Raw genomic sequence first — 18418 nt, forward strand, 5'->3', positions numbered from 1 at the left:
AATGAAAATAATTTTATTTGGCATATTTTTTGATACAATGGTTTTTATTGTGTTTTATAAAAGGATTAAACATGAATCAACCCAAAAACAACTTATTTGCCTTAGCTTATAAGGAATTGAGCCAAGACGCATTTTTTGCATGGTTATTTAATTTTGCCAATCCTGTTTATAAAAACAGCCATGAGCAACTACACGATTGTGCCGTGTCATTATTGCAAAAATGGCTGGGCATCAATATTGACATTGCAACCATCGAAGTCAAAACCCAAGAAACTTTTTCTACCGAAGACAAGGAAAACGAGAACGTCAAAAGACGCAACGCCATAGACTTGTTTATTATTATTAACAAAAATACTTATCTTATCATAGAAAGCAAAACCAACAGTTCTTTGCATTCTAATCAATTGGAGCGTTATACCAAACACGCCAAAGAAAACTATAAAAATTTTACTGGCATCTATCTAAAAACAGGTAACGAATCAAACTACGTCCGAGCCAATATTCACCCTGCTTTTAAAGCCATCACTCGCCAAGACTTACTGGAGCATTTTAATTCATATAAAGACAGTATTCACAAAGACGGTATTCGCAATGACATCTTTATTGATTTTGTGGAAAATTTACAAGATATTGAAAATCAGACCAACAGCTTTGAACAATCAAGCCCTGAGAATTGGGAATGGCGTCAATGGGAAGGTTTTTATCAAAAATTGGACAATTTAAACCTATTGGAAGATTGGTTTTATGTTGATAGACGTAGCGGCGGTTTTTTGGCAGCAGATTTTAAAGGCAAACAATGGCAAAGTAAGCATGGCGAATACAAGATTTTATTTGCTGTTCATGAAAAACAGCTGGTTTTTGGCATTTTTCTTGGCGATACAAATAAGCAAAATAACAAAGACAAAAGCATTAAAAGGGAGGTGAGAGATGAATTTGCAGAGCGTTTGCCCAATGCCGCAAAAGATAAATTTCTAAAAATTACAAAACCCAAAAGATTGGGTATGGGCAAGTTTACAAGAGTAGCATTTGTTGATAAATATTGGCTTGATGATGCAGGCAACTACATTGGTATTGATGAAATGATTAAAAAAATGAAACAATATCATGAATTTTTACTGTCTTTATAAAGCAATAAAAAATGGCAAGCCCTAAAGTTTGCCATTTTTTTGTTTGATTAACGATTTGATGAATGCTTAACCACGCACCGCTTGCAAGGCTTCAGCCACTGCCTTTTTAAAGCGGACGATGACTTCTTGGCATTCTTCACGAGTGATGGTGATTGGGCAAAGCAGACGCACCACCGTGCCGCCACGACCGCCACGCTCCAAAAGCAGCTTGTTATTAAAGCAAGCCTTTTGGATAGCGGCTGCCAATTGACCATCAGCAGGATAAGAACCCATGTGATCGGCAGGCTGACGCTCATCGACAATCTCAATGCCTGTCATCAAACCACGACCACGCACATGGCCAATGCAAGGATATTCGGCAGCGATTTTTTGTAATTCATCACGCAAAAACTCACCTTGAATGCGTGAATTTTCGGCAAGGTTATTTTTGCTGATTTCTTCTAGCACATTATAGCCTGCCGCCATCGCCAGCTGATTGCCACGGAATGTGCCTGTGTGTCCTGCTGGCGACCATGCGTCAAATTTCTTGTTAATCGCCAACACACAAAGTGGCAAGCCGCCACCCACCGCCTTACTCATTACCACCACATCAGGGGTGATGCCAGCGTGTTCAAAGGCGAACATTTTGCCTGAGCGAGCAAAGCCTGCTTGTACTTCGTCCAAGATTAGCACAATGCCATGCTTGGCGGTAACTTCACGGATTTTTTGTAGCCATTTGGCAGGGGCAGGCACGACGCCGCCTTCACCTTGAATGGCTTCTAGGATAACAGCGGCAGGCTTAACCACACCACTTTCCACATCTTCGATGAAATTTTCAAAATAATAAGTCAGTGCGTCCACACCAGCTTCACCGCCCAGACCCAATGGGCAACGGTATTCGTGCGGATAGGGCATAAACTGTACGCCTGCCATCAGATTACCGACTTTTTCTTTGGCGGATAGATTGCCTGTCATGGCAAGTGAGCCGTGCGTCATGCCGTGATAGCCGCCACTAAAGGCGATGACATTATCACGACCTGTGTAGGTTTTGGCAAGTTTAATCGCCGCTTCGGTGCCGTCCGCTCCAGTTGGGCCACAAAATTGCAATACAAAATCTTGTGGGAAAAATGACAGCAGTTTTTCGGTAAATGCGTCTTTAATCGGCGTGGTGATATCCAAAGTATGCAGCGGCAGACCACTGTCTAGCACATCTTTGATGGCATTGATGGTGGCTGGGTGATTATGACCCAGTGCCAGCGTGCCTGCACCAGCAAGACAGTCAAGGTACTCGTTACCTTCAACATCAGTCACCCAACAACCTTGGGCTTTGGCAATGGCAAGCGGCAGCTTGCGTGGATAACTACGGACATTCGACTCCATCTGGTCTTGACGAGCCAAGTAGTAGTCATTGGTTGCATTTTGTGCAGGGGTTACAGGGGTGTGAACGCTCATATCGGATTACCATCTCAGATAAGGGTTAAAAACAAAAGCATAAACATGCTTGGCGAAAAAAAACCTATACTGCTGTATAGGTTCTAAGATTTACTGAATAATTTTTTAATCATTATTCAAATAAAAATGGCAGACAAACTCTTGCATACACCGTGCAATCGTTTGATATTGGGTTATCTGTTTTTGATAAAACAGCAAACTTACTATCAGATTTGTCTATTTTTAACTATCTTAAAACCTTTTTTGAAATTTATCAGTGCATAAAAACCGTTAATTGACAATGATAAATTAAATTTGTTAGCGACTAAGTTTTATGAAAAATGCAAAGACAATCAATCATCTTTGCATGGCGTATGATACACTGTTTTTGGGGAATGTAAAGGGATTTTTTAATCAACTTAGCAAGTGTGGCAAAATAACAACAAACAGCAACAATAAATTTACCATCTGCCTAAATTGTTTGGTACAATAACCAAATTTTCGCTGTATTTTATCATATAATTTAGCAAGATTAAGCCACCGCCGTGACAAATAAACACTCTTTACGCAACACCAAAATCCCCACCACCGATCCGCAAGCTGGGCTAAAGCTGACCGAAATTTTTTATTCGCTGCAAGGTGAAGCCTTGGCATCTGGCTTGCCGACCATTTTTATTCGACTGACAGGCTGTCCGTTACGCTGCGTGTATTGTGATACCACTTATTCGTTCACTGGCGGTGAGCGTTGGGGGCTTGATGAGATTTTGTCGCACATTGCCCAGTATCCTTGTCGGCGTGTCTGCATCACAGGCGGCGAGCCACTGGCACAGCCTAACGCCATCGCCCTGATGGATAAACTGCTGGCATCAGGCTATGAGATTAGCCTTGAGACCGCAGGGGCGTTATCCGTTGCCGATGTGCCGCCTGCAGTATCCAAAGTCATGGATCTAAAAACCCCATCATCTGGCGAATCGGACAAAAACCTATGGGATAACTTGCCACACTTAACCCATCACGACCAAATCAAAATCGTCATCGCCGACCGAGCCGATTATGATTGGGCGGCAGCGATGATTGCCAAATATGATTTGGATAAAAAAGTCGGCACAATCTGGCTATCGCCGATGTTCAATATCCACGAAAACAACGCCCAGACGCCAACCATCGCCACCGATTTGGCAGAATGGATATTGGCGGACGCCCTGCCAGTTCGCTTTGGCATACAGCTGCATAAAATCATCTGGGCAGACGCCAAAGGCAAATAGGCAACAAAAAAAACAGGACAAAAAGCAGCAGAACAAACGGCAATTGGCGAATTTGACGGAATGAACAGCTTTGACGGATTTGATAAACTTGATGGATTTGACGGATTTAATCGATTTGATGGATTTGACGGATTTGAAATCATAAAGGGATAATAATGATTGTTGAGCTTTTTGATACCAGTTTATTAATTTATCTACTGGATATGGTCGGCGTCATCGCCTGTGCCATCGCCGCCACGACGCTTGCCATGTACAAGCGATTTGATTTATTTGGTGGTATTTTGGTGTCGATGGTCAATGCCATTGGCGGTGGTACGATTCGTGATTTGATGCTCGACCGCCACCCGCTGTTTTGGATGATGGATTTAAACTATGTCATTGTGATTAGCATCACATCAATCCTATGCCAAATGTTCTTTCACCGCCATCAGCACATTGATGCGGCACTAAAATTCTTTGATGCCATTGGTTTGGCGGCGTTTAGCGTGATTGGTCTGACGGTGGCGTTATCGCTTGATGCTCACCCTGCCATCGCCATCATGATGGCGGTGATGACCAGCATCGCAGGCGGCATCATGCGTGATATGATTTGTAACGAAATTCCGCTGGTACTCCAAAAAGAAATCTACATCAGTGCCAGTATTTTGGGTTCGGCGCTGTATTTGGTTTTGGATAAATTTGGGACGGCGGACTGGATAAAGCAAAGTCTGGCGTTAGCGACGATTTTTGGCGTTCGTATGATGGCAGTGCGGTTTGATTGGCATCTGCCATCGATTCAGCTTAGACAATCCAACCGCTCATCATAATTTTAACTTCAAATTGATTATTAAATTTAAATTGATTTAAAGTACAATGGATTAAAGTTAGTTTATTGATATGGATTGAATGGAACAAAATCAATCCATCGCCTTAAGCTGGTAAAATCATCTATGCTCCAAGCGGATTTAACGCCGCTATCTGCATTACCGCCAAATCTTTGATAATCAGTTGTAGGTTTTGGCTGCCCTGCCATTCGTTGATGTCCAAAGTGTACAAAATATGCACACTTGCCGCTCGATAATCCCAGTTTTGTGGCTGATAATTGAACCAAATCGCATCAATCGGATATTGCACGCCTGCCATTTTTAGGGTCAATTTTAGGTGTTTGTCCTTTAGCACACGATGGTTTAGCACTTCAAATTCACCGTCAAACGCTGGCGGCGTAAAGCCATTGCCCCAGACGCTGATATTTTGTAGAGTGTCGGCAAATCGCAAGCTAAATTCATCTGGCGTCAAAGTGCCGTCGGTGAATTGCTCTTCGCAAAATAACGCATCGTCAAACTGTGCCATCTGCTCGGCAAATGCCTTGGCAAAACGCTCAAAGTTGGATTTTTTTAGCGTCAATCCTGCCGCCATCGCATGACCGCCAAAATGCTCAATCAAATCAGGATATTCAAAAGCCACACGCTCGATGACATCACGGATATGCACGCCAGCAATGGAGCGTGCCGAACCTTTGATGGCATCGTCATCAGCGATGGCATCGGTATCCGCTGGAGCAAAGACAATGCACGGACAATACAGCTGCTGCTTGAGTCGTCCTGCCACGATGCCGATGACGCCTTGATGCCAGTCGTCTTGATACAGTACCATGGATTTGTGAGCATCGCCTTCGTTGAGTGCTGGCAAAGTTTCGATAATGGCAACGGCATCATCTTTCATACTCATCTCAACGGCACGGCGTGCGTGATTGAGCTTATTTAGCTCCATTGCCAAGCGGTGTGCCGTCTGCCAATCGTCCGCCAGCAAGCACTCAACGCCGATACGCATATCGTCCATACGCCCAGCAGCATTAATCCGTGGTGCGATGGCAAAGCCAAAATCTTCGCTGGTGATGCTCTGATGCTGCCGCCCTGCCTGCTCTAAGATTGCCAAAATGCCAATAACGCACTGTGCTTGGCGAATCCGTGCCAAGCCATGAGTGACCAAAATGCGGTTATTGCGGTCAAGCACGCCCAAATCCGCCACCGTACCCAGTGCCACCAAATCCAAATATTGGGCGACATTGGCGGTGGATTTGCCCTGCTCTCGGCGATATTTGGCAAGTCTGCCCATGACATAAAACGCCACACCGACACCGACCAAGCATTTACTACCAAAACCACAGCCCAGTTGATTGGGATTGACCACCGCATCGGCAGGCGGTGATGGCTTGGTGGTCAAATGGTGATCGGTAATCACCACTTTAACGCCCAGCCGATGTGCCTGCTCGACACCTTCGTGGCTTGAGATGCCATTATCCACCGTGATGATGAGTTTGGGTTGGTAGCGTGCCACGCCATAATCAACAATCTGCGGCGTCAAGCCATAGCCGAACTTAAAGCGATCTGGCACCAAAAAATCCACCACCGCCCCCATCTGCCGTAGCGAACGCACCATCAGTGCTGTACTGGTCGCCCCATCGCAGTCAAAATCGCCCACGATGAGTATCTTATCTTGATGGTCAATCGCCGCATCAATCAGCGAAATGGCGGTATCAATGCCCAGCAAATCCGCCGCTGGCAACAACTGCGACAACTGCGTATCCAGCTGGCTGATGTCATCGATTTGCCGTGCTTGTAACACTCGTGCCAGTGCTGGATAGCCAGTCTGTGCCAAAAGATTGGACGATGGCAACTCATTGAGCCTTGGTGTCAGTGCTAAGTGTGCCATTATCTGCCTATCCTGCCTTGGTTAGTGATTTTGGTAAGCTGAATGTAACATTCTCTTCGATACCAGACAGCTCCATTGGTGTGTCAGCACCCCAGTCTTGCAGCGTTTTTAGCACTTCTTGGATCAGTATCTCTGGTGCTGATGCCCCTGCAGTTACACCGACATAATCAACTTGGTCAAACCACGCTTTGTCCATCTGGGCGGCATTGTCAATCAAATACGCACGCTTGCCCATACGCTCGGCAAGCTCACGCAAGCGGTTGGAATTGCTGGAATTTGGACTGCCAACCACCAGCACGACATCGCATTTTTTGGACAGCATTTTGACGGCATCTTGGCGGTTTTGGGTGGCATAACAAATATCGTCTTTGCGTGGGGCATTGATGGCGGGGAATTTGTCTTTTAAAGCATCAATCACATTTGCCGTATCGTCCATCGATAAGGTGGTTTGGGTAACGAACGCCAGCGGTTTGTCTTGGTCAAACTGCAAATTTGCCACATCTTCGACATCTTCGACCAGATGAATACGACCGCCAAAACTGCCATCAAACCGCCCCATCGTGCCTTCCACTTCAGGGTGTCCAGCATGACCAATCAAGATGGCGTCCATGCCTTCTTTGGCAAATTTGCCCACTTCGATATGCACCTTAGTCACCAGCGGACAAGTGGCATCAAACACCGTCAAATCACGGCGTGCCGCTTCGTCTTCGACCATTTTACTGACGCCATGTGCCGAAAAAATCACAATCGCCCCATCTGGCACTTCGTCCAATTCTTCAACAAACACCGCACCACGGCGAGCCAAATCTTCGACCACAAATTTGTTATGAACGACTTCATGGCGGACATAAATGGGCGGATTAAAACGGCGTAAGGCTTCATTGACAATGGCAATGGCTCGATCCACGCCTGCACAAAATCCCCGTGGGTTGGCTAATAAAATTTTCATCGAATTACTCAAAATTTGTCAAAATTCATCAAAATATCCATGCATTTTATCAAATTTGGCTCAATAAACCTAACGCCAAATCACTTTTTAAAGAATTTTTTGTGGCAAAGTGTGAAAAGTGGTAAAATAAACCATCAGCTGCCGCCCAAGCGATTGGGCTTGATGGCAGTCGCTTATTTGCATTAATTTTATTTTATATAAATTGATTTTGTATAAAGATTTACATAAGGCTTTATATCAATATATCAATTTGCATACCGCTTTTATAAAGATATGCATGGAGAATCACATGATTGGCAAACTGTTTATCATCACCGCCGCTTCTGGCACAGGCAAGACTTCCTTGGTCAAACAGCTGCTTGATCGCACCGACAATCTCACCGTCAGCATCTCGCACACCACTCGCAGCCCCCGCCCTGGCGAGACGGACGGCGTGCATTATCATTTTGTTGATAAAGCGGCATTTGAGACGCTGATTGGCGAGTCGGCATTTTTGGAATATGCCCAAGTTTTTGACAATTACTACGGCACAAGCCAAAAAGCGGTCAGCGACTTATTAACAAAAGGCGTTGATGTGATTTTGGAGATTGACTGGCAAGGGGCATTGCAAGTTAAGCAAAAATTTGCCGATGCGGTGATGATTTTTATTCTGCCGCCAAGTCGTGATGCCCTGCGTACTCGCCTATCTGGTCGTGGGCAAGACAGCCAAGAAGTCATCGAAAAACGCTTGGCAGGTTCGCTGACTGAGATGCGTCAATACGACAAATTTGACTATGTGGTGATTAATGACGATTTTGAGACCGCTTTGGCAGATTTACAAACCATCATCAAAAGCCACCGCTTGACGCTAAACGCCCAAAGCGTGCGTAATGCAGCACTGATTGCTGGGTTATTTGCCGATTGATGTTCGTTTGATGCTAAGTAATGCTGATACACCGACCGATATTTTGCGACTTTTTGGTCAAATTTTGCCCAAGGCAGAAAAATTAGCAATAAGTACTTAAAAAACCCAAAAAATCTTGCTATAATAAAAGATTGTTATTTTATTTGAGAGAAAACCTATGGCACGAGTAACGATCGAAGATTGTCTGGCAAATGTCGATAACCGCTTTGAGCTGATTTTGGTAGCAAGTAAGCGCGCTCGCCAGCTTGCCAATGGTAAAGTTGAGCCAACGGTTGCCGTGGACAACGACAAACCAACCGTACTGGCATTGCGTGAGATTGCCGCTGGTAATGTCAGCCGTGAGATTTTGGACGAGCCAGACGAAGATTTGTACAGCAAATCCATGCAATCTTTTGAGATTACCCCTGAGCAATTGGGTAACACCCTATAATCTCAACACCCATCAAAGCCATGTTTAGCATGGCTTTTTTGTTAGCAGTTATTAGCAACCATTAACAAAGATACCATTTTTGCAACACAATTTTTATCAAATAACAAATTTTATAATATAACAAAATGGCACAAATACTAATCAATCAAATGATGAATTTCATAAAATCAACCATCAATATATTGACAACAACCCCACAAAGTGATTTATTATACTAATGGTAAGTTTTTGCCATGTTAGCGTTGCTGTGCCTTTATTTGAGTAATTTGGTTGAGTTTAACTAAATTTTGCTTAAATTTTTATTGGCATGGCAATAAATATCCACCAGACCGTGAGCCATCTATGTTAGACAGCTATCACCCACATGACATTCCCACCCACCTAAGCCACCCCCTAGTGGACGAAGCTCGAGACAGTCTGATGCGTGCCGTCGCCTATTTGTCCAAAGATGAGCGTGCCGATGTGCTGCGTGCGTGTCATTTTGGCGATGTGGCTCACATCAAGGACAAACGCAAATCTGGCGAGCCGTACATCACCCACCCCATCGCTGTGGCGGAGATTTTGGCAGGATTTCGCCTAGATCGAGATACCATCATCGCTGCCATCTTACATGATACGGTCGAAGATACCGAAGTGACCGATGAGATGCTCACGGCAGAATTTGGCAAAATCGTCTCGCAGCTGGTCGATGGCGTCACCAAACTCAAATCATCAGGCATGAGCAAACAACAAAGCCAAGCCGCCACTTTTCATAAAATCTTAACCGCCACGCTGATTGACCCCCGTGTGCTGATTGTCAAATTGTCCGACCGCCTGCACAATATGTCCACGCTCGATGCCGTCAGCGAAGAAAAACAAAAACGCACCGCCACTGAGACTTTGGATTTTTATGTGCCGTTTGCTCGCTTGATGGGGTTAAATAACATCGCTGATTATATCGAGCTGCTGTGCTATCGCAACCTAAATCCTGCCATGTACAACAAGTTTACTGACAAACTTTTGCAGCACGGTTTGGGGCGTAATTTTCAAAAAACTGAGATTAGCACTTATTTACAAAATCTGCTTGGCTATCTCAATCTGGACGGCAATGTGCAAGTGCTGGATAACCGTGCTTCGATGTACCGCCAATTTTTCAAAAACCGTGGACAAATCAGCCAACTGATTCGCCAGTATGATTTTGAAGTTATCCTAAAAGATATTGAATCTTGTGATAAACTTGCCGCTCACTTAATCCAAAAATACCAAATCGGCGATCGCTACATTCAGGACAATATCCGCAAGCCTTTAGCAGGCGGCAATCAGTCTTTGACCTTATTTTATGATCGGGATTATAATCACATCAAAATCACGCTAATGACCCAGCGTATGCAAGAAGCGGCACGCCTTGGCATCATCAGTAACGAGCATACTGGCGTCAGTCAGTCGGTGATTCAGGCGAGCCTTAGAAATATGCAAGACTTGGCAAATGCTGGGCATGGCAACCACGAAGGCGATGATATCCAAATCGCCATCATCGAAGAGCTGATCAGCTATCTGCACGAACGCAAAATCGTCTGCTACAGTCCCAAAGGTCGTGCTTATGAGCTGCCCCGTGGCTCAACGGCACTGGACTTTGCCTATGCTGTCGGTCCTGCCATCGGCAACATCGCTACTGGAGCGGACATTAATAACGAGCATGGCAAGCTGGGATTGGTGCTTGCCGATGGTGATACCGTGAGCATCGATACGGACAAAAACGCCACACCAAGAGCTGAATGGCTGGGCTTTGTGGCGACCAACAAAGCTCGCAGTGAGATTTTAAAATTCCTAAAACGCCTGCCCAAAGACCAACAAATCCAATACGGCAAACAAGCCCTTGATCGTGCCTTGAATACTTATGGCAAACGCATCGACGATCTGGACGACAGCGATTGGCAAAATATCCTAAAATGGCGTGGTATCAATACCGCCGATGAGCTGTTTATGCAGCTATCGACAGGCGTGCTATTGCCGCAACTGGTGGTATCTCGCTTGTTTAGTGAAGAGATTGATCACGCCGATGGTAACGAAATCACTCGCTCCAAGCATCTTTTGGCTGGCATTAAGGGCGTGGAAGTGGACTTTGCCCGCTGCTGTAACCCCATCTATGGCGATCACATTGTCGGCCATCTGTCTCGCCAAGGCTTGGTGGTGCATCGCCACAAGTGCTACTCACTGCAAGCGGTGCGTGCCGACAACCCTTATCAGATTATTCAGCTCAACTGGAAGCCAGCAACTGCCATGGTCGAGCAGTCCAACGCCCTGCGTTTTCCTGCAATGCTGCGTATCTACGCCATGCTCAACGAAGAGCAAATCAGCCAAGTCATCTATGAAATGCGTGCCTTAAACATCGGTGTCGAGCAAACCCAAGTCAAGGCCGACAACAAAGCCGATAAAATGGACAAAGACGGCAAAGTCGGTACCACAACCTTGCGTGTGATTGTCCGCTCACGCCAGCATTTGGCAGAAGGCATCGAAAAACTGCGAAATCTGCTCGGCTATCCAAACATCATGCGACTGTATCAATGATTGATATTGATGGCTTGTGTTAATCATAAAGGCATCGGCAAATTATCGCTGAAAATCGCTTGAATTTGGCATAACAAGTGTTTTATGATAAGCAAAATTCGCCATTTATCTGGCGATTTTATGAACCATTTTAACAATGTTGGCAATTTTTGATATTTTGACAATTGAGACGGTTGTTAAATTTTTAATCAGATATTAATTTATCAATATTAATTTACATTATCAATTAACTTAACAATAAAGAGAATCATCATGAGCAAACAAATCATTCATACCGACAACGCCCCTGCAGCGGTAGGCACTTATTCACAAGCGGTCAAGGTCGGCAACACTGTCTATATTTCAGGTCAGTTAGGTCTAGACCCTGCCACGATGGAGCTAAAAGACGGCTTTTTGGCACAGGCTGAACAAGCCATGGACAATCTGGCAGCCATCGCTGCAGCTGCTGGTGGCAGCCTAAACGACACGGTAAAATTCAATGTGTCATTGACCGATTTGGCAGATTTTGCGACGCTTAACGAAGTATTTAACCGCCGTCTAAACGCCCCATACCCTGCTCGTGCAGCGGTGCAGGTTGCTGCTTTGCCAAAAGGTGGCGTGGTTGAGATTGAAGCCATTTTACATTTGGCGTAATTGGTATTAGTTGACAAAATTTGCCATTATCGCACGATTTGACACGATTTGGCATTTTTTGACAGCCAATTTATCGCCAAATCACCATCAAAGCCTTTGGGTTTCCAAGGGCTTTTTGTGTAAGATTTGGCGGATTTTGGGATATTTTGTTATAATGCCAAGAAGTCGCCACTGGGCAAATTACCTTGGTGGCAAACATTTGACACATTCAACGCCCAAGTTTTATTTGTGAAAAGATTTGTAAGTTTATGAATTTTAAGGATAAATTATGACAGCCACCGCACAGTCTGCCATCATTTTTGATCATTGTCGTGCAGGTATTTTTATGGAAGCAGACTTTTGTACTGCCGACACCGCTGCCATCGCCGATGCTTGCCGCCAAGCCTTGCAGGTGCTTGATGAACTCAAGCAACACTATGCCGACGCATCGCTGGGTTTGAGCATTGGCTTTGGAGCGACGGCGTGGCAAGCGTTTAATCACAGCGATGAAGGCAGTCAAATCAAGCCATTTCGTCCATTGGGTGGCGGCCTAGCACCTGCCACCCAGCACGATGTTTTATTTCATATCCAGTCTTTGCGTCATGATGTCAATTTTAGTCTTGCCAAGGCGTTGGTGGTAATTTTTAAAAATATCGCCACCATCAAAAGCGAGACGCACGGTTTTCGCTGGGTCGAAGATCGTGGCTTAGAAGGTTTTGTTGATGGCACTGAAAACCCGCAGGGCGACGCTATCTGTGATGTCGCCATCATCAAAGACGGTGCGGACGCTGGCGGCAGCTATGTTTTGTTACAAAAATATCGCCACGATTTGGACAAATGGGACACCCTGCCAGTGCATCGCCAAGAAGCCTGTGTCGGTCGCAGTAAGGCGGACAATATCGAATTTGACAAATCCGAGCGGCTGCCAGACTCGCATCTGGGGCGTACCAATCTCAAAGAAGACGGCAAAACTCTAGAAATCGTGCGTCGTAGCCTGCCGTACGGCACGGTAACTGGCGAACACGGCTTGATGTTTATCGCTTATGCCGCTCGCCTGTGGAATATCGAAGCACAGCTGCTCAGTATGTTTGGCGAGACAGACGGCAAGACCGATTTGCTACTGAAGCATGTCAGCACGGCTGTATCAGGGGCGTATTATTACGCACCGTCGGTCGAACGCCTACAAAATCTCTAAGCCTGCACCATGAGCCATCACCCCCACCAGTCCATGCACGCCCTACTTGCTCAAGTCGCCTTAGCCGTGCCAGTGGGGGATTTTTTTGATTATCTGTGTCCTGCCGATTTGCCCATGCCTGCCATCGGTGTGCGTGTGTTGGTGCCGTTTGGTCATCGGACGCTGGTCGGTGTGGTGGTCGGTCATATCGCCATAGATGACAGCAGTGTCTTGATGCACAAGCTCAAAGCCATCAAGCAAATCTTGGACAGCACGCCGATTATTAATCATCAGCTGCTTAAGCTGGCCAATTGGCTTTCGAAGTATTATCACCACCCTTTGGGCGATGTCTATTCGGTCATGCTGCCGACACTGATTAATCAAGGCAAGCCCATCAATGCCGCCACTGGTTATTATCGTGCCATCTGCGATGATGTGAGCCAGTTATCCAAGACCGCCAAAAAACAGCGGCAACTGCTTGAGCAAATCATCGCTTGTCGTGATGGCATCAGTGAATCGGCGTTAATCGGCATGGGGGCAACTCGTGCCAGCCTAAATGCTTTGGTCAAAAAAGGTTTGATTGTCCGTGATGAGCGTACCGATGATGCCACTGCCAAGCGTCCGCCCAAGGCTTGTCTACGCCAGACGCCACTGACTGCCAATGACGAACAAAGCCATGCCCTAGCCGCCATCTGTCAAGCCTGTGATGCAGGTTGTTATCAAGGGTTTTTGTTGGACGGTATCACAGGCTCTGGCAAGACCGAAGTCTATCTACAAGCGATGCAGCATGTGCTGTCATCAGGCAAGCAGGTGTTGATACTCGTCCCTGAGATTGGACTGACACCACAAACTCAGCACCGCTTTGCTGCACGGTTTGACGCTGCCATCTGCGTGCTGCACTCTGGTATGAGCGATGGCGAGCGGCTGCAAGGCTGGCAAGATTGTCGCTTGGCAAATGCCCAAATCATCATCGGCACACGCTCAAGCGTGCTGTATCCTTTTGATAATCTTGGGCTGATTATCATCGATGAAGCCCACGACACTTCTTATAAACAGCAAGACCATCTACGCTATCACGCCTGCGATGTGGCGATGGTGCGAGCCTTATTTGCCAAAATCCCCATCGTTTTAGGTACTGCCACGCCAAGCCTAGAACAACTAAAGCTCATCAAAGATGGCAAATTGCAACATCTCAAGCTCACCCAGCGAGCAGGTGATGCCACCTTTGCCACCATGCAACTGGTGGATATGCGACTGGGGTCGTCTTGGGCGTTACACACTGATGGCAATCTAAGCGATACCACCTTGTCTGCTACCACCGTACAAACCATGAAAAACCATCTGCTGCGTGGCGAGCAGGTTTTGGTGTTTTTGAATCGGCGTGGCTATGCACCGATATTGATTTGCCAAGCCTGCGGCCATCAGGCAGACTGCCCAAATTGCGATGCCCATCTGACGGTGCATAAAAACAACTTACAACCGATGCACAGCTTGCTGCGTTGTCATCATTGCGGTTATCAGACCGCCATGCCACACACCTGTCCTGTTTGCCACAGCGACAATCTGGATACCATCGGCACAGGCACGACACGGCTGGTCGAGCATTTGCACGCTTTATTTGCCAATCCACAAATCAGCCACAGCACTTATCCGATTTTACAAATTGACAAAGACACCATGCGAAAAAAGGGTGCGTGGGATAAGACACTGGCTCAGATTCACACAGGGCAGCCTGCCATTTTGGTCGGCACACAGATGATCGCCAAGGGGCATCATTTTGAAAATGTTACTTTGGTGGTGATTGCTGATGCCGATTTGGGGTTTTTGTCGCCAGATTTTCGCTCGCCTGAGCATACCGCCCAACGCATCATACAGGTCGCTGGGCGTGCAGGGCGTGCCAAAAAAGCCGGCACGGTGCTGATTCAGACGCTCCAGCCAGACAACCCACTACTACTAAATCTTGTGCAGCAAGGCTATCACGCCTTTGCCGAGCGACTCTTAAACGAACGGCAACAGCTGGGACTGCCGCCTTATAGCCATGCGGTACTGATTCGTGCCGAAAGCCCCAATTATCAGCAAGCCAAACATGCCATCATCGCTGCCAAGCAACACCTACCCAAGCAGCACCCTTTTGCCATCAATGCCCCCATCGATGCACCGATGACCAAAAAAAACAACCGCTATCAGGTGCAGATGCTGATTTTGTCAAAAAATCGCCCAGTGCTGCATCAGTTTTTGGCGACTTGGTGGCAAACCGTGCTTGCTCTACCCAGCAGCAAATCGGTACGGCTGAGTATTGATGTCGATCCGATGGGTTGGTGATTGTGGTGTTTTGATGAATTATCAATTAAAATTAATAACTGATAGCTGGCAATTGGCAACTGTTGACAACTGATAAAAAGTAAGCAATCAAGCAAATCAGCCATCAGTGCCAATTTCGCTAGTCTAATCTAGGCAGCGTTTGGGCGTTTGTTTTTTGCTCAAAGAAGTTTGGCAACGCCACAAGCTGTTATCGGTGGGCGTGCGGTAGATGGTCAGCTTGCGTCCGTTCAGATAACCAAGCGGATAACCGACATCAGACACTGTCGCCACCACCGCACAGTCCGTGGCGATACCATCGGCATGGCTGACCACCGCAATATCGGCGTGATCGGTCATGCGATCAATCAGCAAATCAGCGGGGCATTGTCCTGTATTGGCTATGATACCATCAACCTGTCTTGCCACGCTACTGGCTTGAGTGTACACATCAAGCAGCAGTTTTTGCTCTTGCTGCTTGACATACATCGGCATAAACTGCCCCACAAAAATCGCCAACAGCACACCAAACATCGACAACGCCACCGACAGCCCAACCAGACTTACGCCGCCTTCTTGTTTTAGGTGCTGTTTTTGGGCATCTTTATCTTGTGGATATAACGCCAAAGCGTCGGCAATCTCACGGCGTGCCATGCGATAATAATAAGCGTCCGCCCAGCGTGCCACCATACTTGCCCAAAACAGCCACACCGCAGCACCGATGGCGATACGCAGCGGCCATTGATAAGATTCGGCAAATTGACCGATGAGCAAATATTCACAAATTGCCAAAATAATAACAATATTGACCTTAATAAACGACCAACCCGCCACGCAATACACCACACAATCCAAATAGCGTTTACGATACAGCAGCCAACCAAAAGTCATAAAAAATGCCGCCCAATTCCAGCGTGCGTGCATTTGCCCTGCTTGGTCAAACTGGGCAAATCGTTTGAGATAATACGCCTGCGAACGATGACCAATAAACCATCTGTCTAGGCGAGTCCGCTCATCGTCATTGAGCTGACTTTGGTAAAATGGCGGCGGCGTGGTATCTTCCAAAAACGGTAAACGAAACATAATGGCTCTTTTTAGCGGATTTAGCAGGTTTTGACAAATTGCCCAGCAAGCCAAAGTTTGCCAGCTTGCGGTTAGACCCGATATTCTTTATAATGGGCGGTTTTGTGATTCTCTATTTTACGCCCTTTTATGACAAATTCAACACCCCAAACCACCACTCAAACGCTGCCGATTGACGACAAAGCAACCGACAGCCAAATTGACACCCAAGAAATCAGCACACGCCTTGCCAAGCTGGCACAGACGCCTGAGCAATTTCGCAAAATCAACACCTTTATGAAACGCCGTACGCACATGAGCCAGCATTGTGAGCAGGCACTGCTGGATACTCGCTACGCCCATATTTATGTCAATCCCACAGGCGAGCTTGGCAAATTGGGCGATGTCGCTGGCATTAACGATTTGCGTGCTTTGTTTGCCGACAGCCCCAATGGTGCGATCGCTCCTTTGACGCTGGAGATTGGTTTTGGCATGGGTGATAGCCTGCTTGAGATGGCAAAAAACGCCCCAGAAACCAACTTTATCGGCATCGAAGTGCATGAGCCAGGTATCGGCCGCCTAACTTTTTTGGCAGATGAATATCAATTGACCAACCTAAAAGTCATCAACGGCGACGCCATCGCCCTATTGGATAATCTGCCTGACAATCATCTGGACACTTTGCAGCTGTATTTTCCTGACCCATGGCAAAAAAAGCGTCATTATAAACGCCGTTTCGTTACCCACGACCGCATGGCAAAAGTCGCTCGTGTGCTAAAACTTGGCGGCAAGTTCCACGCCGCCACCGACTGGGAGCATTATGCGTTTTGGATGCTTGAAGTGTTAGACAGCATGCCAGAGTTTATCAATCACAGCGGCAAGGGCAATTTTACCCCACGCCCTGATTTTCGCCCTTTGACCAAATTTGAGCAGCGTGGCATGACGCACGGCCATGGCGTGTGGGATTTGATTTATCTAAAAACCACCCCAAAAGACGATTGACCATCAAAGATTGATTTGATTGTTTTTATTCATTGACTATTAGACCTTAAAATAAAATCACCCCAAAGTTTTACACTTGGGGTGATTTTTTTGTTGTGATGATACGAATGCGATGTGATTGAATTTAATGTTATAAAATCAAATCAAAGTTCAATCCAAAATCAAGCTGTCGTCTTCGACTTTTTCGCCACGAGTTTTTTCAAACATCTCCAACAAATCTGGCACAGTCATGCCTTGGCGGTCATTGCCAGCCACATCAAGCACCACTTGCCCACGGTGCAGCATCACCGTACGAGTGCCGTGCGTCAGTGCCTGCTGCATTGAGTGCGTTACCATCATGGTGGTCAGTTTATTTTCGCTGACGATTTTGTCGGTCAATTCCAGAACAAAAGCGGCAGTTTTTGGGTCCAAAGCAGCGGTATGCTCATCAAGCAGCAGGATTTTGGACGGTTGCAGGCTTGCCATCAAAAGACTCACCGCCTGACGCTGACCGCCAGAGAGCAGCCCCATGCGGTCGGTTAGGCGGTTTTCTAACCCCAGCTTGAGAATGGATAGTTTTTCACGAAACAGCTCACGGTTTTTGTGATTTAATGCCCCTACCAAACCACGCACGCCGCCACGCTTATACGCCAGTGCCATGTTTTCTTCGATGGTCAAGGCTTCACAAGTGCCAGCCATCGGATCTTGGAAAACTCGTGCCACTTGCTTGGCTCGCTTATGCGTATCAAAGCGTGTTACATCTTGGCCGTTGATTTTGATGCTACCACTATCGACACGCACCGCACCACTGACGGCGTTTAAAAAGGTTGATTTGCCTGCACCATTAGTACCGATGACTGTCACAAATTCGCCATCAGCGATCGACAGCGATAAGCCACGCAGTGCTGGGTTTTCAATTGGGGTGCCACGATTGAATGTCAAACGCAAATCGGTTGCTTGTAACATAA

Annotated in this window: 15 protein-coding genes; 10 read left to right on the forward strand and 5 right to left on the reverse strand. The window is 46.5% G+C overall.

The window, feature by feature from the left end:
- The first annotated feature begins 71 nt into the window (after positions 1-71).
- Positions 72-1127, forward strand: coding sequence for a PD-(D/E)XK nuclease family protein (locus ACFBZI_RS01735; protein WP_375714745.1), 1056 nt, complete (start codon positions 72-74; stop codon positions 1125-1127).
- Positions 1128-1193: 66 nt separating this feature from the next.
- Here the strand turns inward: ACFBZI_RS01735 and ACFBZI_RS01740 are convergent, their stop codons facing one another.
- Positions 1194-2558, reverse strand: a complete 1365-nt coding sequence (locus ACFBZI_RS01740) for a diaminobutyrate--2-oxoglutarate transaminase (RefSeq protein ID WP_375714746.1) — start codon at positions 2556-2558, stop codon at positions 1194-1196.
- A 524-nt stretch (positions 2559-3082) separates the two neighbouring features.
- Between ACFBZI_RS01740 and queE the strand changes: the two genes are divergently transcribed.
- Both queE and ACFBZI_RS01750 read left to right on the forward strand, forming a co-directional pair.
- Complete coding sequence (queE, locus tag ACFBZI_RS01745; protein ID WP_375714747.1) at positions 3083-3802, forward strand: 7-carboxy-7-deazaguanine synthase QueE; 720 nt, start codon at positions 3083-3085, stop codon at positions 3800-3802.
- A gap of 155 nt (positions 3803-3957) precedes the next feature.
- Entirely contained in the window at positions 3958-4608 is a 651-nt protein-coding gene (locus tag ACFBZI_RS01750; protein ID WP_375714748.1) for a trimeric intracellular cation channel family protein, read from the forward strand.
- Between the two features lie 121 nt (positions 4609-4729).
- Here the strand turns inward: ACFBZI_RS01750 and recJ are convergent, their stop codons facing one another.
- A complete protein-coding gene (recJ, locus tag ACFBZI_RS01755; protein ID WP_375714749.1) occupies positions 4730-6493 on the reverse strand; it encodes a single-stranded-DNA-specific exonuclease RecJ in 1764 nt (587 codons plus the stop codon).
- A 7-nt stretch (positions 6494-6500) separates the two neighbouring features.
- Entirely contained in the window at positions 6501-7442 is a 942-nt protein-coding gene (ispH, locus tag ACFBZI_RS01760) for a 4-hydroxy-3-methylbut-2-enyl diphosphate reductase (protein WP_375714750.1), read from the reverse strand.
- Positions 7443-7731: 289 nt separating this feature from the next.
- Between ispH and gmk the strand changes: the two genes are divergently transcribed.
- The 6 genes from gmk (at position 7732) to ACFBZI_RS01790 (ending at position 15431) form a co-directional block, all read left to right on the forward strand.
- Entirely contained in the window at positions 7732-8346 is a 615-nt protein-coding gene (gene gmk / locus ACFBZI_RS01765) for a guanylate kinase (protein ID WP_375714751.1), read from the forward strand.
- A 157-nt stretch (positions 8347-8503) separates the two neighbouring features.
- Complete coding sequence (gene rpoZ, locus ACFBZI_RS01770; RefSeq protein WP_375714752.1) at positions 8504-8776, forward strand: DNA-directed RNA polymerase subunit omega; 273 nt, start codon at positions 8504-8506, stop codon at positions 8774-8776.
- Positions 8777-9118: 342 nt separating this feature from the next.
- Positions 9119-11323 (forward strand): RelA/SpoT family protein, encoded by a 2205-nt coding sequence (locus ACFBZI_RS01775; protein WP_375714753.1) that lies wholly within the window; start codon positions 9119-9121, stop codon positions 11321-11323.
- Between the two features lie 252 nt (positions 11324-11575).
- Complete coding sequence (locus tag ACFBZI_RS01780) at positions 11576-11956, forward strand: Rid family detoxifying hydrolase (protein ID WP_375714754.1); 381 nt, start codon at positions 11576-11578, stop codon at positions 11954-11956.
- Between the two features lie 268 nt (positions 11957-12224).
- Positions 12225-13130, forward strand: coding sequence for a Dyp-type peroxidase (locus ACFBZI_RS01785; protein ID WP_375714755.1), 906 nt, complete (start codon positions 12225-12227; stop codon positions 13128-13130).
- A 9-nt stretch (positions 13131-13139) separates the two neighbouring features.
- Positions 13140-15431: a primosomal protein N' gene (locus ACFBZI_RS01790; protein WP_375714756.1), complete on the forward strand. Its 2292-nt coding sequence runs from the start codon at positions 13140-13142 to the stop codon at positions 15429-15431.
- Between the two features lie 123 nt (positions 15432-15554).
- Here ACFBZI_RS01790 and ACFBZI_RS01795 read toward each other — a convergent pair whose 3' ends face one another.
- Positions 15555-16490 (reverse strand): DUF2628 domain-containing protein, encoded by a 936-nt coding sequence (locus ACFBZI_RS01795; protein WP_375714757.1) that lies wholly within the window; start codon positions 16488-16490, stop codon positions 15555-15557.
- A gap of 129 nt (positions 16491-16619) precedes the next feature.
- Here ACFBZI_RS01795 and trmB point away from each other — a divergent pair, with 129 nt between their 5' ends.
- Positions 16620-17471 (forward strand): tRNA (guanosine(46)-N7)-methyltransferase TrmB, encoded by an 852-nt coding sequence (gene trmB / locus ACFBZI_RS01800; RefSeq protein WP_375714758.1) that lies wholly within the window; start codon positions 16620-16622, stop codon positions 17469-17471.
- A gap of 150 nt (positions 17472-17621) precedes the next feature.
- Here trmB and ACFBZI_RS01805 read toward each other — a convergent pair whose 3' ends face one another.
- Positions 17622-18416: an ABC transporter ATP-binding protein gene (locus tag ACFBZI_RS01805; RefSeq protein WP_375714759.1), complete on the reverse strand. Its 795-nt coding sequence runs from the start codon at positions 18414-18416 to the stop codon at positions 17622-17624.
- Positions 18417-18418 lie beyond the last annotated feature (2 nt).

It is taken from the genome of Moraxella marmotae (assembly GCF_042219885.1).
GTDB lineage: Bacteria > Pseudomonadota > Gammaproteobacteria > Pseudomonadales > Moraxellaceae > Moraxella > Moraxella marmotae.

Excerpts from the sequence above, each read along its gene's own strand:
- ACFBZI_RS01735 (WP_375714745.1), top strand. The coding sequence starts at position 72 with ATGAATCAACCCAAAAACAACTTATTTGCCTTAGCTTATAAGGAATTG.
- ACFBZI_RS01740 (WP_375714746.1), bottom strand. The coding sequence starts at position 2,558 with ATGAGCGTTCACACCCCTGTAACCCCTGCACAAAATGCAACCAATGAC.
- ACFBZI_RS01750 (WP_375714748.1), top strand. The coding sequence starts at position 3,958 with ATGATTGTTGAGCTTTTTGATACCAGTTTATTAATTTATCTACTGGAT.
- recJ (WP_375714749.1), bottom strand. The coding sequence starts at position 6,493 with ATGGCACACTTAGCACTGACACCAAGGCTCAATGAGTTGCCATCGTCC.
- ispH (WP_375714750.1), bottom strand. The coding sequence starts at position 7,442 with ATGAAAATTTTATTAGCCAACCCACGGGGATTTTGTGCAGGCGTGGAT.
- gmk (WP_375714751.1), top strand. The coding sequence starts at position 7,732 with ATGATTGGCAAACTGTTTATCATCACCGCCGCTTCTGGCACAGGCAAG.
- rpoZ (WP_375714752.1), top strand. The coding sequence starts at position 8,504 with ATGGCACGAGTAACGATCGAAGATTGTCTGGCAAATGTCGATAACCGC.
- ACFBZI_RS01775 (WP_375714753.1), top strand. The coding sequence starts at position 9,119 with ATGTTAGACAGCTATCACCCACATGACATTCCCACCCACCTAAGCCAC.
- ACFBZI_RS01780 (WP_375714754.1), top strand. The coding sequence starts at position 11,576 with ATGAGCAAACAAATCATTCATACCGACAACGCCCCTGCAGCGGTAGGC.
- ACFBZI_RS01785 (WP_375714755.1), top strand. The coding sequence starts at position 12,225 with ATGACAGCCACCGCACAGTCTGCCATCATTTTTGATCATTGTCGTGCA.
- ACFBZI_RS01790 (WP_375714756.1), top strand. The coding sequence starts at position 13,140 with ATGAGCCATCACCCCCACCAGTCCATGCACGCCCTACTTGCTCAAGTC.
- ACFBZI_RS01795 (WP_375714757.1), bottom strand. The coding sequence starts at position 16,490 with ATGTTTCGTTTACCGTTTTTGGAAGATACCACGCCGCCGCCATTTTAC.
- trmB (WP_375714758.1), top strand. The coding sequence starts at position 16,620 with ATGACAAATTCAACACCCCAAACCACCACTCAAACGCTGCCGATTGAC.
- ACFBZI_RS01805 (WP_375714759.1), bottom strand. The coding sequence starts at position 18,416 with ATGTTACAAGCAACCGATTTGCGTTTGACATTCAATCGTGGCACCCCA.